Consider the following 21016-nt stretch of genomic DNA (forward strand, 5'->3'; position numbering starts at 1 on the left):
CCCGGCAGATCGCTCGCTGAATGCGCGAAACCCGGACCGGATCGATCAGGCACCAAAGCAAGAAGCCCGATCGCGATGCGATCGGGCCTCTATGTTTGAGCTTGATTGTTTTGAGTTTGGCCCGGCGAGCGTCCCGGTCCGGGACAGTTGGATCAGGCCGCCTTGGCCGTAATCAGAACGTCTTCCGCCGGCATCAGCACCTCGTTGCCGAGCAGGAAGCCGCGGCAGCTGCGCAGCGAGCGCAGCGCGCGATTGAAATCTATGCCGGTCGACACCAGGGCCCGCAGCGTCCGCGGATTGCGCACGATGCCGCGCAACACCTTGCGCAGATCGATGTCCCCGTTCGGCTTCACCGCGGATTTCGCGAGCTCGGGCAGCGCCCGGTGCGCGGGATCGCTGATCACGCGCAGCGCAGCGAACGGAATGCCCGCCTTGGCGGCATAGGCGGCCGCAATATGGCTTTCCATGTCGACTGCGGCAGCCCCCGTCATCGAGCGCAGCGCGGCCTTGCATGCCTTCGCCGCGATCACCTCCTCGACGCCGGCAAGCCCGCCGCGGACGATCCTGCGGCGCTTCAACGCGGCGCTGGCGATCATCTCTTCGTTCAGAGCGGATGCGGCCAGGAAACGGGTATCGCCGGACATCACCTCGGTCGCGACCACGACGTCGCCCGACTTCAGCGACGGATCGAGCCCGCCGGCTACGCCGAACGAAATCACGCCACGGAAGGTGGTCGGATCCAGCGTCGCCAGCAATTCACGCAGCTGCTGCGGATCGCTCGAGCTGCAAATCACGATCATGCCGGGACCCGCTGCGATACGGGCTTCCTGCACCAATCCAGTCACAATCAATACCGGCCGAGGATCAATTCTACTGCCCACGGTCTCGGCGGCCCCCGCCTCAACAATCACATCCCGACCCCTACCACCCTGCTATTGGTGCTTCTCAAATTCCGATACCGCGCCAGCGCCCAGAGCGGAAAGAACTTCGAGTAGCCATGATATCGCAAGTAAAATACCCGCGGAAACCCCGTAGCTGTGTATCGCTGCTCGTCCCACAGCCCTTTTTCCGTCTGTGTTGCCTTTAGGTACTCCACCCCCCGCACAACGGCGGGATTTTCGACCTCCCCGGCCGCCATCAATCCAAGCAAAGCCCATGCCGTTTGCGAGGAAGTCGACGGCGCAACCTCATAGCCCTTGTAATCCAGCCGGTAGCTGACGGCGTCCTCGCCCCAGCCACCGTCCTGATTCTGGACTGACACCAGCCAATCGACCGCTTTCCGAATCATCGGGTCGTTGCGATCGATCCCTGCGACATTTAGCGCTGAGAGCACCGACCAGGTGCCGTAGAGGTAATTCAGGCCCCAGCGGCCGTACCAGGACCCTTCGGGGAGCTGGGTGCGACGCAGGTAGGCAATACCGTCGGCCATCGCCTTGCTGCTCTCGGCGGTCTCGCCGAGTTGGCCCAGCATCGAGATGCAGCGCGCCGTGACATCCTCGGTCGGCGGATCGAGCAAAGCGCCGTGATCGGAGAACGGGATGTTGTTGAGGTAATATTCGAGGTTGTTGGCGTCGAACGCGGCCCAGCCACCGTCGCGGCTCTGCAGCCCCTCGATCCACTCGCGGCCGCGCGCGATCGCCTCGTCATATTCCCTGGTTCCGGTGTGCCGCCGCGCGCGGTCCATCGCCATCACGACCACGGCGGTATCGTCGAGATCGGGATAGTGGTCGTTGTTGTACTGGAACGCCCAGCCACCGGGACGGACGCCCGGCGCCTTGACCGCCCAGTCGCCCTTCAGCTCCAGCACCTGGCGCGGCTTCAGCCAGTCGAGGCCCTGCTTGGCCTTGGCCAACGTATCCTCGCCGCCCGCTTCCTGCAGCGCATGACAGGTCAGCGCGGTGTCCCACACCGGCGAGACGCAGGGCTGGCAATAGGCCTCGTGCTCGCCGACCACCAGCAGCTTGTCGATGCCGCGGCGGGTGATGGCGCGCGGCGGGAAATTCCCGTCCTTGCCGAGCGCCTCATACATCATGACGATGTTGGCCATCGGCGGATAGATCGCGCCCATGCCGTCTTCGCCGTTCAACCGCTCTTCGGTGAAGGCGAGCGCGGCGTCGATCGCGCGCTGGCGCAGGCGCTTCGGAAACATCGGCTCGATCACGCGCAGCACGGCGTCGAGCGAGCGGAACAGATAGAACCAGCCCGCGCTCTGATGCGGCGCCTTCGGCGCCATGCGGACCGATTTCGGATCCTCCAGGAACAACTCGTCGATGCCGACGCCCTTCGGATTCCTGGCGCGCGGCTTCAGCGCGGCGAGCACCATCAGCGGCACCATGGTGGTGCGCGCCCAGTAGGAGATCTTGTTGATGTGGAACGGCGACCACATCGGCAGCAGCATGATCTCGACCGGCAGCACCGGCGTCGCGCGCCAGGTCACGACGCCAAAAAGCGCGAGCAGGAAGCGCGTGAACACGTTGCTGCCCGAGGCCCCGCCGCGCGAGCGGATCGCCTCGCGCGCCCGCACCATGTGCGGCGCATCGACGGAATCGCCGATCATCTTCAGCGCGAAATACGACTTCACGCTGGCGCTCATGTCAAACGGGCCGTCATGCACCAGCGGCCAGCCGCCATGTGCGCCCTGGACGCGGCGCAGATAGTTGCCGAGCTTGGCCTCGAGCGCGGCATCGACGGGCTCGGCCAGGTAGTGACGCAGCAGGATGTACTCGGCCGGAATGGTGCTGTCGGCTTCGAGCTCGAACACCCAGTGCCCGTCGGACTGGCGATAGCCGAGCAACGCTTCGGTTGCCTTGGAGATGCTTTTCTCCAGCGCGACCGGGTCGACTGCAACGCCGTGATCTCTCGAAAGCATTTCGCTCGATATCCTCTTCATCGCGGGCCGGCTGATCGAAAGCCATTCTCGCTCAACAGGTCGAATTAACGCCTGGTCAGAACCAGATCTGCGGCACGATCACCCGACCGCACCGACCCCTCGATGGTTGCCGGCAACCCGGTAGCAGTCCAGTCGCCGGCAAGGAACAGGTTTTTTTGCGCCGTCGCGGGCCCGGGACGCAGGGCGTTCTGTTCCGGCGTCGCCTCAAATGTGGCGCGGCGCTCGCGCACGATCTGCCACGGCGGCAGGTCGCCGGAGACGCCGGATGCCTTGCAGATATCCCGCCAGATCGCCTGCGCAAGCTCCTCGCGCGGCATGTCGACCAGGCGGTCGCCGTTGCTGATCGTCACCGACAGCCGCTGCGGGAACGCGAACAGCCACTCCACGAGGCCGCCCACCACGCCGAGAATGGGCGCGGCGTCGCGCGGCGGATCTACGCGGAAATGCGCGTTGACGATGGCGCGGAATTTGGTCGGGGTTTTCAGGCCGGGCAGCAGGGTTGCCGCGGCGCGCGGCGGCACCGCGAGCACGACGGCATCGTCGGTCGCCAGCGTGATCTTGTCGCCACCGCCGAAGTCGAGCTCACTGATGCGATCACCGGACGTGCCAAGCGTACGCAATTCGTGACCGAACTGGACGCTGTGGCCCCGCTCCTGCAAGAGCTTCACGGCCGGCTCGATCAGCACCGAGCTGAGGCCGTCGCGTGCGATCAGCGGACGGCAGGCCTGCCCGCCGGCAAGCAGCGTCTCGCGCACGATGGCGCCGGCAAGTCCGGCCGAGCCCTCCGGCGGATCGACGTTCAGTGCGGCGAGCAGCAGTGGCTGCACCAGGCGGTCATACAGCGTGCCCTTGCAGGGAATAGTGTTGCCGACGAGCGCCTCGGTGCCGGCCCAGGCCAGCGGCGCCAATGCGAGATAATCGCGCAAGGTCGTGTCGGGGACGCGGCGCGCCTCGTCGAACACCCACAGCGGCAGGCGGGAATCGCCGAGGTCGAGCTGCCAGCGCCGGCCGGAGGCAAGATCGACGAACGGAAACTGCGCGCGCGCAGGTCCTACCAGGCCGGCCTCGGTGCCGATCGAACGCGCGTAGCTCAAAGCATGGCGGTTGCCCGACAGCAGCAGGTGGTTGCCATTGTCGATGGTGAGATTGGTGGCGGCGTCGAAATAGGAACGGCAGCGGCCACCGGCCTGCTGCGTCGCTTCGTGGACGGCAACCTTGTAGCCGCCATTGGCGAGCCGCACGGCCGCCGAGAGGCCGGAAATGCCGGCACCGATGATATGAACGGTGTTTTGCATCAGATGATCGCGTAACGAAGAAGAATGCCGATCTTGGCGGCCTTGGACACACGCACCGGCTCACGCGGAGCGGCGAAGCCGCGCGCGATGAGGAGATCGAGGATCGCGCGGTAGTATTTCGACATGATCCGCGGCGCGCGCACGGCACGGCGCGAATTGCGCTTCATGATCTCGTCGGACTTCTGGAAGTGCATCTTGGCGCGCTCGGCAAGCGGCGCGCACACTTTCGGCAGCGCGCGGTCGGCAGTGACGCGGGCCGGATCATTGTTGGTGATGCCAGCGTGCCAGAGCCATTCGCGCGGCAAATAGAGCCGACCGAGACCGGCATCCTCGTCGATGTCGCGCAGGATATTGGTGAGCTGCAGCGCGCGACCGAGATGGTAGGCGAGCTGGATGCCGTCTTCCTCGGGCAGGCCGAACACGCGCACCGACAGCCGGCCAACCGCGCTCGCGACGCGATCGCAATACAGATCGAGCGTCGCAAGATCGGGCGCCCGGATGTCCTGCGGGACGTCCATCTCCATGCCGTCGACGATCGCGACGAAATCCTCGCGCTTCAGGCCGAAGGCCTTCACCGACGCGACATAGTCCTTCAGCCGCGCCGGCGGATGCCCCGCATACAGCGCGTCGATATCCTCGCGCCATTGCTGCAAGGCGGCCAGGCGCTCCGGCCGCGGACCGTCGGAATCGGCGATGTCGTCGACCTGCCGGCAGAAGCTGTAGATCTGGAACATCGCCTCGCGCTGCGCGCGCGGCAGGATGCGCATCGCGGCATAGAACGAACTGCCCGACGCGGTGCTTCCATAGTTTGCGTTGGCCGCCGCCTCGGCACTCATGCGCCCGCCGCCGTCTTGGAGACCGCGCGCCGTCCGGTCGCACGCTGCGCGGCCTCGCCGGCGACGCCGCCGAGACTCTGCAGCAGCAGTTCAACCTTGCTCAAATGCACGCGCTCGCTGAGCGGGTCGCGCACCTTCAGCATGTTGACGATCTTGTCGGCGAACGCCTGGATCACTGATATCTCGAGCCCGAGCCGGAAATCTTTCACTTCGGCGGCGAGCGGCTTGCTCTGGTCGAGCAGCGCTTCGGTGCGCACCGCGAGCGCCTGCAGGCATTTGAGCAGGGCCGGCTGCGACTTGGCCTCGCCGAGCATCTCGACGGTCGCCCCCGCGGCGGCCAGCGCGTCGCGCGGCAGATAGACGCGGTTCAGGTTGCGGTAGTCCTTGCCGCAGTCCTGCAGATGATTGTTGATCTGCAATCCGGCGCAGAGCGCGTCCGACGCCGCCCAGGTCGAGATATCCTCGCCATGCACGTCGAGCATGAAGCGGCCGACCGGCATCGCCGAGTAGCGGCAATAGTCGATCACGTCGTCCCAGTTTTCGTAGCGCAGCTTGGTGACGTCGAGGCGGAACGCCACCAGCACGTCGAGCGCATGCCGCGGCGGCATGCCGCGCTCGGCAAAGGCGCGGCGCAGGCTGACCGCTTCCTTCTGGCTGTCGCCATTGCCGAGCAGTTCGGCCTCCATGAGGTCGAGATAACGCAGCTTGTCGGCAGGCTGCAGCGTGGCGTGATCGGCGATATCGTCGGCGGTGCGGACGAAATTGTAGAAGGCCAGGATGAGAGCACGATGCCGCGGATGAATGATCCACGACGCGACCGGAAAATTCTCGTCGCGGTGGGTCTTTCCGGATCGCAGGTCGCTCGCGGTGGTCATGGGAAATTTGGGCTACACTGGTCATGGCACGACGCAGGCGCGAACGGACGGGCGCATGCGGGGGATTTGCGAGCCCCATATAGGGGAATACGCCACCAAAACCAATGCTATCTGTGACCGCCAGCATATGCGACCGCGGCCGGCATGGCTGCCAGCCGCGGTGTCGATAGCGGTCCCTTGAGACCTGGATTCGGTCTTATTGGCCGTGGGTCTTCAGCACCTGTTCGCAGGCGGCGCTGATCTTGCTTCGGTTCTGCTGCAGGCAGGCGAGGATAGTGAAATCGCCCTGATCGATCACAGCGCGGCAGTGACGCTGCACGTCGCGCGTGCAGGCCTTCTGCTCATCGGGCGTACCGCGCCCTTGCTGCTGGGCGAAGGCGCCGGACGAGAACGGGATCGACAACAGGGCAACAGCCAGGAGAAATTTACGCATCGTATTCCTTCATTTCCGACAGCAGAAAATCTGTTCCCGAAACGCGTTTCGGCAGGGCCGGGGACGGATTTTGGGGATTACAGACGCCACGTAACGCGGCAACGGATTAACGACAAGCACTGCTAAATGCGGCTAAATTTGCGGCGCTGTAAACCCCCGCCTAAGACATTGATTTGCAATGCTGATTCATGCCATCACTTTGTCGCGTTCGGGTATTGCGGATCGCACTCGCGCAAAGCTAGATGCCAACATGAGGCCAGCGGCTTCTGATTCTGTTCGTTGACAACCGGGCTAGCGCGGGCCGCTTCCGTTGTTTGAACCTAACATTCTTGGGTGACACTAAACCTTCGATGCGGCGAGACGCTTTCTTGCGAAAGAGGCGTTGATTTTGATGGGAAAATTCACAATGAAGCTGTTTGGTTCCAGCCTTTATGGTCAGGCCGTCAGGGCTGTGGGCGTCGGCGCCGCACTGTTGCTGTCTGCCTCCGCAGTCCATGCCCAGGCCGGCGGCCCGTTCGCCGGCTTTGCCGGCTCGTGGACCGGTACGGGCACGGTGGCGTTGTCCAACGGCACGACCGAACGGATTCGTTGCAAGGCCGATTACAAGGTCGCGCCATCGGGCATGAACCTGAAGCAATCGCTGCATTGCGCCAGCGACAGCTACAAATTCGACCTGTCAAGCGACGTCACCAGCCAGGGCGACCGGATTTCCGGCAACTGGAGCGAGGCGAGCCGCAACATCTTCGGCAATTTGCAGGGCACCGCGGGTGGCGGCCGGATCGACGTGTTCGTCGAAGCCTCCGGCTTTGCCGCAAACCTCAACCTGCAAACCAACGGCTCCAAGCAAGTGGTGCAGATCGACTCCAAGGGTGAGATTCGCGGCGTCACCATCACGATGACGAAGACCTGACGCCTCCGCGCGATCTCATTAGCCCAAAAAAAAGGGCCCGGTTCCGATCACTCGGAACCGGGCCTTTTGCTTTCGGTCGATCAGGCCTTCTCGACGGGCGCCGGTTGCCCGCCCTTGCCGCGGAGCCTTTGCGACAGGTTGATCAGGAACATCGATGTCGGCCGCAGGATGAAGAGGTCAGCGACCAGGGCCGCGACCATCGAGAACGCGCTGAGCCAGCCGAACAGCCGCAGCGACGGCAGGTCGGAGAACACGGTGACGACGAGGCCGCAAGCCAGCACTACCGTGGTCAGGATCAGCGCCGGACCGACCAGGACCGTGGCGCGCTCCACCGCGAGTTCCGGCGTGACGCCGGGCTTGGTCTCGAGCCGCAGGCGATTGAGGAAGTGGATGGTCGCGCTCAGCCCCAGGCCGAACGACACGGTCAATGCGACGACGCTGGCGAATTGCAGCCCCTCCCCGAGCAGCCACAGCACGGTGCCCGACAGCACCACTGGGAAGATGCCGGGCAGGATGCAGGAGAACATCACCACGACCGAGCGGAACGCCAGCCCGATGAAGATCGCGACCAGCAAGAATTCGATGGTGAGGCCGTGGTTGAGCTTCTCGATCATGTTGGCGCTGTTGCGCGCGGCAATCACCGACAGGCCGGTGACGGCGATCTCATAGCCGGGATGCTCCGCGCGCACCTTGTCCAGCGCGTGATCGAGCTTGTTCACCACCGGAAGCAACTGGCTCGAATCCACATCCGGGACGCGGCCCGACACCACGACCGCATCCTGATTCTTGTCGATGAAGCGGCGCACCAAATGTTCGGGGATCAGATCGACATATTCCTTGAGCGTCGCGACGTCGTTGCTGCCGGCCTTCTCGGCGAGCCAGCGCCGCAGGGTCTCCAGCGACCAGACGTTGCCCACACCTGCGCTGTCCTCGACCATCGCATGAACGTCGGCGATCGTCTTCAGCGTCTCCGGCGAGTAGAGCGACTGGCCCTTGGGGAATTCGATCAGCACATCGACCGGATTGGCGCCGGTGAGCTTGGCGTCGAGCCGGCTCGAGGCCTCGACCGCCTGCCGCTTGTCCGGCACCTGGTCGGCCAGCCGATAGCGCGGCTCGAGATTGGCGTAGATGATGCCGAGGCCGCCGACCACGATCAGCGCGAGCAGGCTGAACAGCCCGGGACGGCCGACCATGCGCACCGCGATCCAATAGCAGAAATTGCGCAGCGCCTGCACGCCGGCATCGGCGCTCTGGAACTTGACCGCGAAGACCTTCTCGTTGCGCACCAGCAGGATGCCGAACACCGGCACCAGCGACAGCACCGCGACCAGCGCGATGATGGTCGCCGCAAGCCCGGCCTCGCCGAACTTGCGGATCAGGTCGGAATCCGAGAACTGCAGCGCGATAAAGGAAATGCCCGCCGTGCCGTGCGTCAGCACGCAGGCCGGGCCGACCACCAGCACCGCGTTCTTGAACGCGGTGAACTTGTCCTGGCCCGCGATCAGCCGGTCGCGCGCCGCGAATGTCAGCTGCATCGAATCGGAGAAGCTGATCACCATGATGAGCGGCGTCATCACGTTGAGGAACATGTTGAGATTGAAATTGGCCCAGCCGAGGCCGCCGAGCGCGAGCAGGATCGCGATCATCGGCGGGAACGCCGCCGCCACCATGAAGGATATCTTGCGGAAGAAGATGATGGCGATGACGCAGCCGGCGAGGATGCCGAGAATGTTGTAGGTCAGGCCGTCGCGCTCGACCGCATTGCGGATCTCGAGTTGCATGACCGGCACGCCGGACAGCTGGGCATTGAGCCCGCTGCCGCCGAGATCGTCGGCCATGATCTTCCTGATGTCGGCGACCACCTTGCCGAGCTTGTTGCTGCCGACCACCTCGGGTTCGAGCGACAGCACGACCAGCGCAAGCGTGCCGTCCTCCGACAGCAGCTTGCCGCGGATGATCTCGTTGCTTTTGACGGTCTCGACGAACTTGTCGTAGGCCGCGCCCTCGGGCAGCTCGTTCGGGAACAACGCCGCCGGCAGCTTGCCTCGCTCCGGCGCCTGGCGTGCGGAGAACAGCGACACCAGGCCGCGCACGCCGTCGACGAGTTGCAGATCCGTGACCATGTCACGCAGCTTGCCGAGATTGTCGCGCTCAAGCAGCGTCTTGCCTTCGACCACGACGAGGACGTCGAACTCGGTCGCCGGGAAGCGCTTGGTCACCGCTTCATATTGCTTGTAGTCCTTGGATTCGGAACGGAACAGCTGCGACAGCGAATCGTCGATCTTGATCCGGTGCACACCGAACACCGCGCCGATCAGCAACAGGACGAGCACGACGCAGGACAGGATCGGCGCCCGCATCGGGATCAGGCCGAGACGCTCGATCCCGAACGCGATGCTGGGGCCCGACCGCGGCTCTTCGACCTTCTCGACGTGGACCTGACTTTCGGAATTCTTTTCGAGCATGCCCTGTCCAGTTCTGAAAACGGCTCAATCTGTCTAGCTTGGGTCTAACGCGCGATGCGATCGGATTGAATCGTCATCGCGCTTTAGTTCCTTGTTTGCGCACGATCTTTTCGGAAAACCGCTTCGCACTTTTCCGGATCATGCTTTAGGGGCGCGAATGAGGCGGGTGAGCGCAACTGATCGGCGCTAGTCCTTGAAAACACGCGAATATTGACCGGCGCCGGTTTTACCTGTCCACCCCTTGGCTCGCAAGCGCGCGGGTACAACCAAATGCGCGGGGAACCGCCGATCCCCACGATTAAGTATCTGATTTGTCACACCCTGGTAGCGCATTCTGTGACGATCCGCTTTCATCCTTCAACGCGACCCCGGTGATCTGGCGTGCCAGGCCTTCGCGCACAAGCCAGGAAATCCTGGACGCGGCTTCCAGATAGCTCAGCCCGGCGCGGTGGATGTTGGAGATGCAGTTGCGGTCGGCATCGGTCAGGCCGATCCGCGGCGCGAAGGTGAGATAGGCGCCAAGGCTGTCGGGCGCCGACAAGCCCGGCCGTTCGCCGATCAGCATCACGAGCATGCGCGCGCCGATGATAGTGCCGATCTCGTCGCCGAGCGCGACCCGCGCGCCTGACGCTATTACCACCGCACCGGTGTCGATGGTGTCGGCCGCAAGCCGCGGCGCGAGGTGCCGGATCAATTCGACGGCATGCACATTGACGGCCGTCGGCGACAGGCCGTCCCCGATCACAATCGCGCAGGAGCAAGCGGCGATGCCGAGTTCTTCCAGCGACCGTCGCGATGCGGAATCCAGCATGCGTCCGAGATCGGGCCGCCGTAGATAGTCGCGCCGGCCGGGCGCCTGGCTCGACACGTGATACGGCGTGGTGCCGAGGCCGGCAAGACCGGCCGTAATGCCGCTGACGTCGAAGGCCGCATGAACGGCGTCGCGGGCGCGGGCGTGGTCGAGCGTGAACGAGAGCAGCGCATCGGTCGGCAGGCTGGCTCCGGATCGGCCGAGACCGACACGCGCCGGCGTCAGGTTGCGCAAATCGGGAAGCGATGGGGACGATGGCGCCGGCGGTGTCGTCATGCTGTCATTCGGCGGGGACGGAAGCCTCGCGCAGCCGGATCGAGTAGTTCGAGGCGTTCTGCCGACCGCTGGAAGCTGCGCGCGCAAACGTGATCAGATGATGCGCAACCAGCGTCGCCGATATCAGCCCCTCGATGTCGCCGCGCTTGAGTCGGCCGAGCGCAAACTTCCAGAACACGCGCCTGTAGTCGCCGAGCACGCCGACCTTCCAGAAGATGTTGCGCAGCATGATCAGGCCGCGCCGGATGTTGGCCCAGCTCTTCATCTCAGGGCTGACCGGCACCTTGATGCGGTTGGCATAGGTGTAGTTGCATTGATACAAGTACCGCTCGAACAGCTTCTCGGGCTGGTAGGCGATCTCCATGCATTTGCGCCAGGAACTGACCACGTCCTCATAAGGCAGCAGGAACTCGACATTGGAATCGCGGCCGTCGTCATGGACCAGCCGGCCCGCCTTTTCGAGCCGGTCCCACAGCGGCGTCTTCGGCAACGCCTGCAGCAGGTTGATGGTGAGGAGTGGAATCCGGGACTCCTCGACGAAGGAGATCAGCGCGTCGCCGGTCTGGGGCTTGTCGGTATCGAGCCCCATGATGATGCCGGAGACCACCTCCATGCCGAACGAATTGATGGTGCGGACGCCCTCCAGGATCGGAACCATCATGTTCTGATCCTTGTGCATCGCCTTCAGCGCGTCGGGATCGGGCGTCTCGATGCCGACGAAGATCGTCACGAAGAAGGCCTCGCGCATCTTCTCAAGGATCTCGGGCCGCTTGGCGATGTTGAGCGTCGCCTCGCAGGCGAGCCGCGTGACATAGCCGGTCCGTTTCTGCCACTCGATCAGATGCGGCAGCAGCTCGGCTGCCGCCTTGCGGTTGCCGATGAAATTGTCGTCGACGAAATAGACGGTGTCGGTCGCGCCGCAGGCGCGCAGCTTGTCGAGCTCGGCGATGATCTGCTGCGGCGATTTCAGCCGCGGATTGCGGCCGTAGAGCCCGGGGATGTCGCAGAACTCGCACTGATAGGGGCAGCCCGACGAGAACTGGATGCTGCCGAGGAAGTACTTCTTGGTTTCGGCGAGTTCATAGGCCGGCAGCGGGAAATCCGTCATCGGCAGGCGATCGATGGTCTTCAGCACCACCTGCTCGTCGGGGCGACTGGCGTCCTGCTCCAGACGTTTGATCAGCTCATTGGTCGCATCGCCGAGCTCGCCGACATGAAGGTAGTCGAATGCGGGATAGTAGTCCGGACAGGCGCTGACCGACGGGCCGCCGATCGCGACCACCAGGCCATGATCATGTGCGCGATGGCAGATGTCATTCATCTGCTGGCGCTGGATGTGCATACCGCTGACGAACACGGCGTCCGCCCACTCGAAATCCTCCGTCGTTGCCGGACGCAGATTCTCGTCGACGAAACGGACCGGCCAATTCTCGGGGAGGTATGCGGCGATCAGCAGCAGGCCCTGCGGCGGCATGAACGCCTTGACGCCGTCGGTCAGGGGATAGGAGTGCTCGAAGGTCCCAAAGGACGACGTATAGCGCGGAAAGACGCAGAGAATACGCCGTGCTGTCTTTATGCCCTCAGCTCTCATCAAAACGACCCCGAAACACCTGCAAATCTAACCATGGCGTCGAACGCTGGGCCAGAAATTCTTCAACATTGTGGCACTCCCTAACGTCACAACGGCGAGATAGTTGCTTTGCAGAAATTCGCTATCCCGTCAGGTCAAGAGCCTGGCGGCGAGGTCGGGCAGCCGCCCCGCATCGGCAACGAGGCGGAAGTCCTGCCCGGCAAGGCCGACGCGCGCGAGCCAGTCGTCGAATTCGGGCGCCCGCCTCACACCGAACAGGTCGCGGATGTAGAGCGCATCGTGAAACGATGTCGACTGATAGTTCAGCATCACGTCATCGGCGCCCGGCACACCCATGATGAAGTTCACGCCGGCGGCCGCTAGCAGCGTCAGGAGATTGTCCATGTCGTCCTGGTCGGCCTCAGCGTGGTTGGTGTAGCAGACGTCGATCCCGAGCGGCAGGCCGAGCAGCTTGCCGCAGAAATGATCCTCAAGCCCGGCGCGGATGATTTCCTTGCCGTCATAGAGGTATTCCGGACCGATGAAGCCAACCACGCTGTTGACGAGCAGCGGATCGAACGCGCGCGCCACCGCATAGGCCCGCGCCTCGCAGGTCTGCTGGTCGACCTGGTGATGGGCGTTGGCCGACAGTGCCGAGCCCTGCCCGGTCTCGAAATACATCACATTGTCACCGACCGTGCCGCGGCGGAGCGACAGCCCGGCTTCCCGTGCCTCTCGCAGCAGCGACAGGTCGACGCCGAAGCTGCGATTCGCCGCCTCGGTGCCTGCGATCGACTGGAACACGAGATCGACCGGCAGCCCCTGCCCGATCAGGCCGAGCGTGGTCGTGACATGGGACAGCACGCAGCTCTGTGTCGGAATTTCGAGCCGCGTGATGACATCGTCCAGCAGCCGCAGCAGGGTGCCAATGATGTTCGGATCGTCGCTCGCCGGATTGATGCCGATGCAGGCATCGCCGGATCCGAGCAGCAGGCCGTCGAGGATCGAGGCGGTGATGCCTTTGGCATCGTCGAACGGATGGTTCGGCTGCAATCGCGTGCTCATTCGCCCGTGCAAGCCGATGGTGTTGCGGAAGCGGGTCGTCACCTCGCATTTCTTCGCGACCAGGATCAGATCCTGGTTGCGCATCAGCTTCGACACCGCCGCCACCATCTCCGGCGTGATGCCGCGCGAGATCCTGTTGATCGCAACGCCGGTGGCGGCATCCGACAGCAGCCAGTCGCGGAAGCCGCCGACGGTGAGCGACGACACCGGCAAGAAGCCGGCAACGTCGTGGCTGTCGAGGATCAGGCGGGTGACTTCGTCGTCCTCATAGGGGATGACAGGCTCATCGAGGAATTGCTTGAGCGGAACGTTGGCGAGCGCGAGCCGCGCGGCGATCATTTCCGCTGCGCTGTCGGCCGCGATGCCGGCTAGGCGATCGCCGGACCGCGGCGGCGAAGCCTTGGCAAGCAGGATGCGCAGATCGTCGAATGCATAATTGGTGGCGTCGATGGTGTGACGATAAAGCATGGGAATTCGCGTCGAGGCTGGGGACAGCGTAGCCTAGCACCTCTTTGCGAAAGTCGTGCCATCAGCTTCGCTCCGTGCGCCGGAGGATGTTGATGAATGATGATGATGGCGGTCCGTCATTCAACACGACGGCAATTCGCCGCGACCCGGCCACTTGGGAGCATCTCATAAGACGTTGGTATTATTTAGAGATTTTAACGGCTGCGGCGGCGGCGAACGCACGCGTTAAGAAATTGTCCATGAAGATTTTGCATAAACTTTAATTGGCCGAAGGTGCTCCCCGGCCTCTTGGAGTGCCCGCAATGCCCACCCCCGTCACATCCCCCATCCCCACATCGCGGCCTCCCATGGCATCCCGATTCTCGCTTGCTGCAAGGCTGTACTCGACGTTTGCGCTGATTGCGGCGCTGACCGCGGCCATCACCGTCCTGTCCGACTACAACGCGCGGCGCAACGCCGAGCTGACCGCGGCCGTCGATCTCGCCAGCCGCGCCGCGCTCAATGTGGAGCGGGTCAACTCGCTGGTCTACGCGGTGGTGATGGAATCCCGCGGCATCTACATGTCGACCGAACCCGCGGCGGTGAAGAAATACGGCGACGGGCTGCTGGCGTTCAACGACCGCATCCTCGCTGTGGTGAGGAATTGGGAAACCCTGGTGCAGGCCGACGACGCCTCGGAGTTCGCGGTGTTCAAGAAGCGCATCGAGCAGTTCATCGAGTTCCGCAAGGAGCTGGTCCGCCGCGGCATCGAAATCGGCGCCGCCGCCGGGCGTGAGTGGGGCGACAACGACGCCAACCGCGACGTGCGCACCGCGCTGAACAAGGACCTCGAGGCGCTGTCCAAGGTCTACGCCGAGCGCAGCAAGAGACTGGCGCAGCAAACCGACACCAATCGTGAGCTGGCGCTGCTGCTGACCGGGCTCGGTGCGGCAGCCCTGATCGTGGTGGTGCTGGGCGTCTTGATCATCGCCCGCTCGGTGGCGCGGCCGCTGTCGCAGATCACCACCACCATCAGGCATGTCGCCGATGGCGCCGATCATGTCGACGTACCGCATGTCGGGCGCAGCGATGAAATCGGCGCACTGGCGCGCGCCATCAAGGTCTTCCAGGAGGCGATGGACCGTAACCGCAGCCTGAACGCGCAAGTTCTGCAGGACGCCGAGGCCCGCGACGCCCGCGGTCGGCATATCGAGCGCTTCGTCGAGACTTTCCGCGGCACCATCGGCGAGGTGCTCCGCGCGGTGCACGACAACGCAACGACGATGCGTCAAACCGCGCAGACCATCGCGACCGTCGCGGCGGACGCCAACGGTCGCGCGGTTGCTGCGGCAGGCGCGACCGAGCAGGCCTCGAGCAACGTCTCTGCGGTGGCGGGTGCTGCCGAAGAGCTCTCCGCCTCCGTCGAGGAGATCGGCCGCCAGGTCAAGCAGTCCTCCGGCGCGGTCGATCAGGCAGGTGCGCGCACCGACCGGTCTATCACCGAGATCGAGAGCCTTGCCGCCACCACCCAGCGCATCGACGGCGTGCTGAGCCTGATCCAGGCGATCGCCGAGCAGACCAATTTGCTCGCGCTCAACGCCACGATCGAAGCCGCCCGTGCCGGCGATGCCGGCCGCGGCTTCGCGGTCGTTGCGCACGAGGTCAAGGCGCTGGCCGGGCAGACCGCGAAGGCAACCGCCGAGATCAGCGAGAATGTCGGCCTGATCCAGGCCTCGACCCGCAACTCGGTGGCCGCCGTGCGCGAGATCGGCCAGGCGGTGCGCGAGATCAGCAACGTCACCGCCAACATCGCCAGCGCGATCGGCCAGCAGGATGCAGCCACGCGCGAAATCTCCGCCAACGCGCAGATGGCCGCCCAGGGCAACGAAACCCTGGTGACCAATGTCGGCTCGCTCCGCGACGACATGGACCAGACCAGCAAGGCGGCGGAATCGGTACTCGCAGCATCGAACGATCTGACCGCAACAGCGAAGACGCTGTCGCGCGAGGTCGAGCAGTTCTTCCGCAATTTGCGCAGCGACGCCGCCGAGGACCTGCGACGGACCGGAACCTGAACGGATCAGTCGATCTGTCCGGGGCCAACGATGGAAGCCGACCAATCCGGAATGGTTAAGACTCTGCCAAAGCACGCACGCAAATTGCCCGCGCTTGAGGTCGCCTTTCTCAATTTGATGCCCCTATAGAAAGTGACAGAGCGCGGGGGCGCGGGGAAGCGGAAGCAAGTGATGAACGGGCTGTTGCCAACGCCGAAGGCGGTGCCGACCAAACGGCTGCTCGCGCTCGGGATCGGTCTCATCTTGTGCTTTTCGGCGATCTGCGCGTCCATTCTCTGGGAAATGGCCGGCAAGGACTATCAGCATGCGAAGGAAGGCGCGACCAACCTCGTCGCCTCCATCGCCAGCGAGATCGACCGCAACATCGAGCTCTACGACCTGTCGCTACAGGCCGTCGCCGACGGCGTCAAGCTGCCGGAGCTCCGCAAGATCAGCCCGGAGCTTCGTCAGGTCGTGCTGTTCGATCGTGCCGCCACCGCCAAGGATCTCGGCTCGATCCTCGTGCTGAATACCGCGGGAGACGTCACGCTGGATTCCCGGACATTGACGCCGCGGACCGCAAATTTCGCCGATCGGGACTTCTTCCGGGTGCATCAGGCGCGAGCCGACCGCGGACTGTTCATCAGCGCTCCCTGGGTTACTTCGGACGGCGAATATCTGATCAGCCTGAGCCGCCGCATCAGCAATGACGACGGCTCCTTTGCCGGCGTCGTCGCGGGCAGCATGCGGCTCAGCTATTTCCACAATCTGTTTCGCAAGCTGAGCTTCGGCATCGGCGACAGCATGGCGCTGTTCAACACCGATGGCATCATGCTGATGCGGGCACCGTTCGACATCGACAAGATCGGGCAAAGCATCAGAGACTCACAGGTCTTCAAGCAATTCCCGGCCCGGCAATCCGGCTCCTACACGACGAAATCGCTCGTCGACCAGGTCAGCCGGCTCTATGTCTTTCAGGCCGTCGGACACCATCCCCTGCTGATCGCCGAAGGCCTCGCGCTCGACGGCATCTATGCCGACTGGTGGCAACAGCTCTGGCTGATCGGAAGCGTGGTGGCGGCGCTCTGCGGCTTCTCGATCGTCCTGATGTTCTATCTGCTGGCCGCTCTCAAACGGCGGGCCGCCGCGGAAGACCGGCTCGCGCACCTCGCGAGCACCGACGCGCTGACTGGCCTTGCCAATCGCCGCCGGCTCGACGATACGCTTGACGTCGAATGGCGGCGTGGCATGCGTGCAAAATCGCCGGTATCGCTTCTGATGATCGACGTCGATCATTTCAAGACCTTCAATGATACGTACGGCCACCAGGCGGGCGACGCAGTGCTCGCTACGGTGGGACGATGCATCGCAACCAGCACCAAGCGCGCAACCGATCTCGGTGCGCGCTACGGCGGCGAGGAGTTTTCGGTGCTCCTGCCCGGCATCGGCAAGGCAGGCGCATTGGAGGTTGCCGAGCAGATCCGCGCGAAGCTGACGGCTGCGCGCGAATCCGAGCATGAGTTGCCGACCGTCAGCATCGGGTTGTCTTGCCTCGTCCCTGATCACGAGCGCACATCGCGCGATCTGCTCAAGGCCGCGGACCTCGCGCTCTATCAAGCCAAGCATGAAGGCCGCGACCGCGTCATCGTCAGCCCGATCGGGTGGGACAAATCGGGCAAGCGCCACGTCGCCTGATCGAGATCGCGGCGGCACGGTCGGACGCGCGGCCGCCCCGACGGCTCAATCCACCGGCAACACGTCGACGGCGACGCTGAGCTTCTGCTTGCGCGCGCCGACGATGATACCGTCGACCGGCGAGACATCGGCGAAGTCGCGGCCGATGGCGAGAATGATGTGATCGTTGGCGACCATGAGATCGTTGGTCGGATCGAACCCGACCCAGCCGAGCTCGCTGCCGCACCAGACCGACACCCAGGCGTGGGTTGCGTCCGCGCCCTGCAGCCGCGGCTGGCCCGGCGGCGGAATGGTGCGCAGATAACCGCTGACATAGGCGGCCGGCAGGCCGAGGCCGCGAAGCCCCGCGATCATCACATGGGCAAAATCCTGGCAGACGCCGTGGCGCTTCTCGAACACGTCGCGAAGCGGCGTCGAGATCACGGTGGCCTTGGGATCGTATTTGAAATCGCTGCGGATGCGGCGCATCAGATCGGCTGCACCGGCAAGGATGCCGCCGCCGGGCGAAAAGCTCGCGGACGCATAGGCCGTCACCGGCCGTAGCACCGGCACCAGCGCGCTGGCGAAGACATAGCCGACCGGCGAGGTTGCATCGAGGCTCAATGCCTCGAATGCGTTATCGCGCACGCCCTCCCAGGGCGGGCTCGCCGCGTCGCGGAGCGGCGGCTGCCGCGCCACCGAGACCCGCGAGCGCGAATCGATGCGAAGGCTGCGATGCGCGGTCTCGATCAGGACGCTTTCGGTCAGCGTGCCGAAGAAGTCGCGCCGCGCGGTACGCTCCGCCGGTTTGGGACGAATCTCGACCGAATGGGAAACCAGCTGCTGCCCGTCGCCGGTGATCGGCTCCAGCCGCAGCGAGCAACGCGCGAAGCTGACCTGGGTCTCGTAGCTGTAGGTCGTGACGTGACGGATGTCGTAAATCACGCCAGCCCCGTGAGCTTCTCCGGCCGGCTGGCGTTCGGTCCGTGCGGGAAATAGTGCAGCCCGACCGAGTCGGCGAGGTTGAGCAGGTCCTGCTCCAGCGCAAACAGCGTCTTGACGTCGAGGCTACCGGCTTCCGCCGTCGTCAACATCGCCTCGACCGCGACCGCGAGCCGCTGCGGCCGCTCGATCAGGCCGTGCTCCTTCAGGCTCGGCAGCGCGGCGATATGCTCGTTCAGCGCGGCGACCTGGAACGCGACCGAGCGCGGATTGTAGGGATCGAGCACCGCGAGATCGCGCACCGGCGTCAGCAGCGGCTGCACCAGATAGCGCGAGCGATAGGTGATCTGGCAATCGACCAGCGTCAACAGGACATCGAGATCCTCGTCACCGGCTTCGTCATAGGCGAACTGGCGGGCAAAGCGCGTGGTGTTGATGGCGCGCTCGGCACGGCGGCCCATCTCGAGGAAGCGCCAGCCGGCGGCACGGTTCATGTTCTCCTGCGCGAGGCCGGCGAAGCTCGCGAGTTCCTGCAAGGTCAGCTCGGCGGCGCTGACCACGCCGTCATCGTCGTGCACCTCGATCGCGAGCCGGTCGGCCATCTCGGTGATGACCTGCCAGGCATCCGGCGACAGCCGCTCGCGCAGCGAGGTTGCGGTGCGCTGCGCCGACCGCACCAGCGACAGCGCCGAGCCGAACTTCTCCTCGCTCTGCAACGCTTCGAGTGCGACCTTTGCGGGATTGGTGCGCGCGGTCTGCGTGGCCGCGCCCCAGGTGACCAGCATGCGCTGGATGCGCTCGGCCGAATGCATCGCCGGCGTCGAACCGGTCGCATTGGCCCGCGCGGGATCGCGCAGCGGCGTACACAGCGCGCGGATCAGGCGAATGGTAGCCTCGGCACGCTCGAGATAGCGGCCGAGCCAGAACAGATTATCGGCCGCGCGGCTCGGCAGCACGCCGGCGATACGTCGGATGCGGACGGTGTCGACCGCCGGCAGCAACGTCGAGGTCGCGACCGCTTTGTCGGACACCACCCAGACGTCGGCGGACACCGCGCCGTCGCCCATCGACACCGCGCGCGCATCCGCCCGATCGGCAATCCGGCAGAAGCCGCCGGGCAGCACGGTCCAGCCGTTCGGCGTCGCCGCCGCGAACACCCGCAGCACGAACGGACGCGGCGCGATGCGGCCGTTCTCCCACACCGGCGTCGTCGACAGCCGGACCAGCTCCTGCCCGACATAGTCGATGCCGCGATGGCCGATCGCGTCCTTCAGACGGTCGCGGTCCGCGGCCGACAGCTCGCCCGGTAGCACCGGGCCATGGCCCGGAAAATCCGCAACGCCGCGGCCATAGGCGCCTTCGATCGCGAATTCGTCGAACCGCGACAGCACCTCTTCGCGGGCGGACTTCTGGCCGCACCACCATGTCGCGATGTGCGGCATCATCAGGTCTTCGGAGAGCAGGCGTCGGCACAGATTGGGCAGGAAGCCGAGCAGTGCCCGCGCCTCCATCACGCCCGAGCCCGGCATGTTGGCAACCACGGCGCCGCCCTTGCGCAGCACCTCGACGAGGCCGGGCACGCCGAGATAGGAGGAGGCGTCGAGCTCGAGCGGATCGAGCATGTTGGAATCGACCCGGCGCAGCAGCACGTCGAGCCGCTTCAGTCCGGCAACGGTGCGAATATGGATGCGGTCACCGGAGACCGCGAGGTCGTCGCCCTCGACCAGCAGAAAGCCGAGATAGCGCGCCAGCGTGGCATGCTCGAAATAGGTCTCGCTGAACGCGCCGGGCGTCAGCAGGCCGATCCGCGGCTCGTCGCGGTCGGCGCTGGCGCGAAGTGAATCGCGAAACGCCTCGAAGAACGGCGCAACGCGCTCGACATTCATCGACTTGTAGAGATTGGAGAAGGCGCGTGACAGCACCAGGCGGTTTTCCAGCGCATAGCCCGCGCCCGACGGCGCCTGCGTGCGATCGCCGAGCACCCACCAGCGGCCGTCGGGCCCGCGGCCGATGTCGGCGGCATAGAGATGCAGATAGCGGCCGCCCGGCGGCTTGATGCCGCTGACCGCGCGCAGATATTCGCTGCTGCCGGCAATCGCCGCGGCAGGAATTGCGCCCTCGGCGACGAGACAGCCATCGCCGTAGAGATCGGCCAGCACCATTTCCAGAAGCTGCGCGCGCTGCGCGACACCGGCGGCGAGCTGCCGCCAGTCAGCCGCATCGATGATCAGAGGAAGATGGCTGAGCGGCCAGATCCGATCCGACGTATCCCCGTGCGGGCGATAGGTGACGCCAGCCTCGCGCAGGTGGCGGTCGGCAGAGGCGAAGCGGCGCTCGATGTCGGCCGGCGACAGCGCGGCAAAGGCGTCGAAGAAACGGGCCCAGACCGGCCGCGGCGCGCCATCCTCTGCGAGGAATTCATCGGGAATTCCAGGCAGCCGGACATAGTCGCGGGCCCATTGCGCCATCCGGC

Annotated in this window: 16 protein-coding genes; 4 read left to right on the top strand and 12 right to left on the bottom strand. The window is 64.8% G+C overall.

All coding sequences use genetic code 11. The features are described 5' to 3' along the window. Positions 1-152: 152 nt before the first annotated feature. The 6 genes from ACVISU_RS07350 to ACVISU_RS07375 form a co-directional block, all read right to left on the bottom strand. Positions 153-911 carry a phosphorylase gene (locus tag ACVISU_RS07350; protein ID WP_050406715.1) on the bottom strand — a complete coding sequence of 253 codons (759 nt, stop codon included), beginning with the start codon at positions 909-911 and terminating at the stop codon, positions 153-155. Next, positions 908-2869, bottom strand: a complete 1962-nt coding sequence (gene shc / locus ACVISU_RS07355) for a squalene--hopene cyclase (protein WP_050406716.1) — start codon at positions 2867-2869, stop codon at positions 908-910. Before shc ends, ACVISU_RS07350 begins: the two co-directional genes overlap by 4 nt. 65 nt (positions 2870-2934) lie before the next feature. Next, positions 2935-4185, bottom strand: a complete 1251-nt coding sequence (hpnE, locus tag ACVISU_RS07360) for a hydroxysqualene dehydroxylase HpnE (protein WP_456706475.1) — start codon at positions 4183-4185, stop codon at positions 2935-2937. After that, positions 4185-5021, bottom strand: coding sequence for a presqualene diphosphate synthase HpnD (hpnD, locus tag ACVISU_RS07365; protein WP_050406718.1), 837 nt, complete (start codon positions 5019-5021; stop codon positions 4185-4187). Before hpnD ends, hpnE begins: the two co-directional genes overlap by 1 nt. Beyond that, positions 5018-5896: a squalene synthase HpnC gene (hpnC, locus tag ACVISU_RS07370; protein WP_050406719.1), complete on the bottom strand. Its 879-nt coding sequence runs from the start codon at positions 5894-5896 to the stop codon at positions 5018-5020. The genes hpnD and hpnC overlap by 4 nt, the downstream gene beginning before the upstream one ends. A 196-nt stretch (positions 5897-6092) precedes the next feature. Continuing rightward, positions 6093-6329 (bottom strand): hypothetical protein, encoded by a 237-nt coding sequence (locus ACVISU_RS07375; protein ID WP_050406720.1) that lies wholly within the window; start codon positions 6327-6329, stop codon positions 6093-6095. Positions 6330-6735: 406 nt separating this feature from the next. On the opposite strand from ACVISU_RS07375, the gene ACVISU_RS07380 reads away from it, so the two are divergent. Further along, positions 6736-7239, top strand: a complete 504-nt coding sequence (locus ACVISU_RS07380) for a hypothetical protein (RefSeq protein WP_456706476.1) — start codon at positions 6736-6738, stop codon at positions 7237-7239. Positions 7240-7319: 80 nt separating this feature from the next. Here ACVISU_RS07380 and ACVISU_RS07385 read toward each other — a convergent pair whose 3' ends face one another. The 4 genes from ACVISU_RS07385 to ACVISU_RS07400 form a co-directional block, all read right to left on the bottom strand. Further along, positions 7320-9704, bottom strand: a complete 2385-nt coding sequence (locus tag ACVISU_RS07385) for an efflux RND transporter permease subunit (RefSeq protein WP_456706477.1) — start codon at positions 9702-9704, stop codon at positions 7320-7322. A 298-nt stretch (positions 9705-10002) separates the two neighbouring features. Next, positions 10003-10791: an ethanolamine ammonia-lyase subunit EutC gene (gene eutC / locus ACVISU_RS07390; protein ID WP_456706478.1), complete on the bottom strand. Its 789-nt coding sequence runs from the start codon at positions 10789-10791 to the stop codon at positions 10003-10005. A gap of 4 nt (positions 10792-10795) precedes the next feature. Continuing rightward, positions 10796-12382: a B12-binding domain-containing radical SAM protein gene (locus ACVISU_RS07395; protein WP_456706479.1), complete on the bottom strand. Its 1587-nt coding sequence runs from the start codon at positions 12380-12382 to the stop codon at positions 10796-10798. A gap of 129 nt (positions 12383-12511) precedes the next feature. Further along, the gene (locus tag ACVISU_RS07400; protein WP_456706480.1) at positions 12512-13894 is read right to left on the bottom strand and encodes an ethanolamine ammonia-lyase subunit EutB; all 1383 of its coding nucleotides are present in this window, start codon (positions 13892-13894) and stop codon (positions 12512-12514) included. 92 nt (positions 13895-13986) lie between these two features. On the opposite strand from ACVISU_RS07400, the gene ACVISU_RS07405 reads away from it, so the two are divergent. From ACVISU_RS07405 to ACVISU_RS07415, 3 genes are all read left to right on the top strand, one after another. Continuing rightward, positions 13987-14157 carry a hypothetical protein gene (locus ACVISU_RS07405; protein WP_157113234.1) on the top strand — a complete coding sequence of 57 codons (171 nt, stop codon included), beginning with the start codon at positions 13987-13989 and terminating at the stop codon, positions 14155-14157. A gap of 84 nt (positions 14158-14241) precedes the next feature. Then, the gene (locus tag ACVISU_RS07410) at positions 14242-15948 is read left to right on the top strand and encodes a methyl-accepting chemotaxis protein (protein ID WP_456706481.1); all 1707 of its coding nucleotides are present in this window, start codon (positions 14242-14244) and stop codon (positions 15946-15948) included. A gap of 171 nt (positions 15949-16119) precedes the next feature. Beyond that, on the top strand, positions 16120-17622 hold the full coding sequence (locus tag ACVISU_RS07415) for a sensor domain-containing diguanylate cyclase (RefSeq protein ID WP_050406727.1): 1503 nt from the start codon (positions 16120-16122) through the stop codon (positions 17620-17622). 45 nt (positions 17623-17667) lie between these two features. Here ACVISU_RS07415 and ACVISU_RS07420 read toward each other — a convergent pair whose 3' ends face one another. Together ACVISU_RS07420 and ACVISU_RS07425 are read right to left on the bottom strand one after the other, a co-directional pair. Continuing rightward, positions 17668-18546: a transglutaminase family protein gene (locus ACVISU_RS07420; protein WP_050406728.1), complete on the bottom strand. Its 879-nt coding sequence runs from the start codon at positions 18544-18546 to the stop codon at positions 17668-17670. Further along, complete coding sequence (locus ACVISU_RS07425) at positions 18543-21011, bottom strand: circularly permuted type 2 ATP-grasp protein (protein ID WP_456706482.1); 2469 nt, start codon at positions 21009-21011, stop codon at positions 18543-18545. Before ACVISU_RS07425 ends, ACVISU_RS07420 begins: the two co-directional genes overlap by 4 nt. Positions 21012-21016: the final 5 nt, after the last annotated feature.

This window comes from Bradyrhizobium sp. USDA 4452 (assembly GCF_054063575.1).

Excerpts from the sequence above, each read along its gene's own strand:
- shc (WP_050406716.1), bottom strand. The coding sequence starts at position 2,869 with ATGCTTTCGAGAGATCACGGCGTTGCAGTCGACCCGGTCGCGCTGGAG.
- hpnE (WP_456706475.1), bottom strand. The coding sequence starts at position 4,185 with ATGCAAAACACCGTTCATATCATCGGTGCCGGCATTTCCGGCCTCTCG.
- hpnD (WP_050406718.1), bottom strand. The coding sequence starts at position 5,021 with ATGAGTGCCGAGGCGGCGGCCAACGCAAACTATGGAAGCACCGCGTCG.
- hpnC (WP_050406719.1), bottom strand. The coding sequence starts at position 5,896 with ATGACCACCGCGAGCGACCTGCGATCCGGAAAGACCCACCGCGACGAG.
- ACVISU_RS07375 (WP_050406720.1), bottom strand. The coding sequence starts at position 6,329 with ATGCGTAAATTTCTCCTGGCTGTTGCCCTGTTGTCGATCCCGTTCTCG.
- ACVISU_RS07380 (WP_456706476.1), top strand. The coding sequence starts at position 6,736 with ATGAAGCTGTTTGGTTCCAGCCTTTATGGTCAGGCCGTCAGGGCTGTG.
- ACVISU_RS07385 (WP_456706477.1), bottom strand. The coding sequence starts at position 9,704 with ATGCTCGAAAAGAATTCCGAAAGTCAGGTCCACGTCGAGAAGGTCGAA.
- eutC (WP_456706478.1), bottom strand. The coding sequence starts at position 10,791 with ATGACGACACCGCCGGCGCCATCGTCCCCATCGCTTCCCGATTTGCGC.
- ACVISU_RS07395 (WP_456706479.1), bottom strand. The coding sequence starts at position 12,382 with ATGAGAGCTGAGGGCATAAAGACAGCACGGCGTATTCTCTGCGTCTTT.
- ACVISU_RS07400 (WP_456706480.1), bottom strand. The coding sequence starts at position 13,894 with ATGCTTTATCGTCACACCATCGACGCCACCAATTATGCATTCGACGAT.
- ACVISU_RS07405 (WP_157113234.1), top strand. The coding sequence starts at position 13,987 with ATGAATGATGATGATGGCGGTCCGTCATTCAACACGACGGCAATTCGC.
- ACVISU_RS07410 (WP_456706481.1), top strand. The coding sequence starts at position 14,242 with ATGGCATCCCGATTCTCGCTTGCTGCAAGGCTGTACTCGACGTTTGCG.
- ACVISU_RS07415 (WP_050406727.1), top strand. The coding sequence starts at position 16,120 with ATGAACGGGCTGTTGCCAACGCCGAAGGCGGTGCCGACCAAACGGCTG.
- ACVISU_RS07425 (WP_456706482.1), bottom strand. The coding sequence starts at position 21,011 with ATGGCGCAATGGGCCCGCGACTATGTCCGGCTGCCTGGAATTCCCGAT.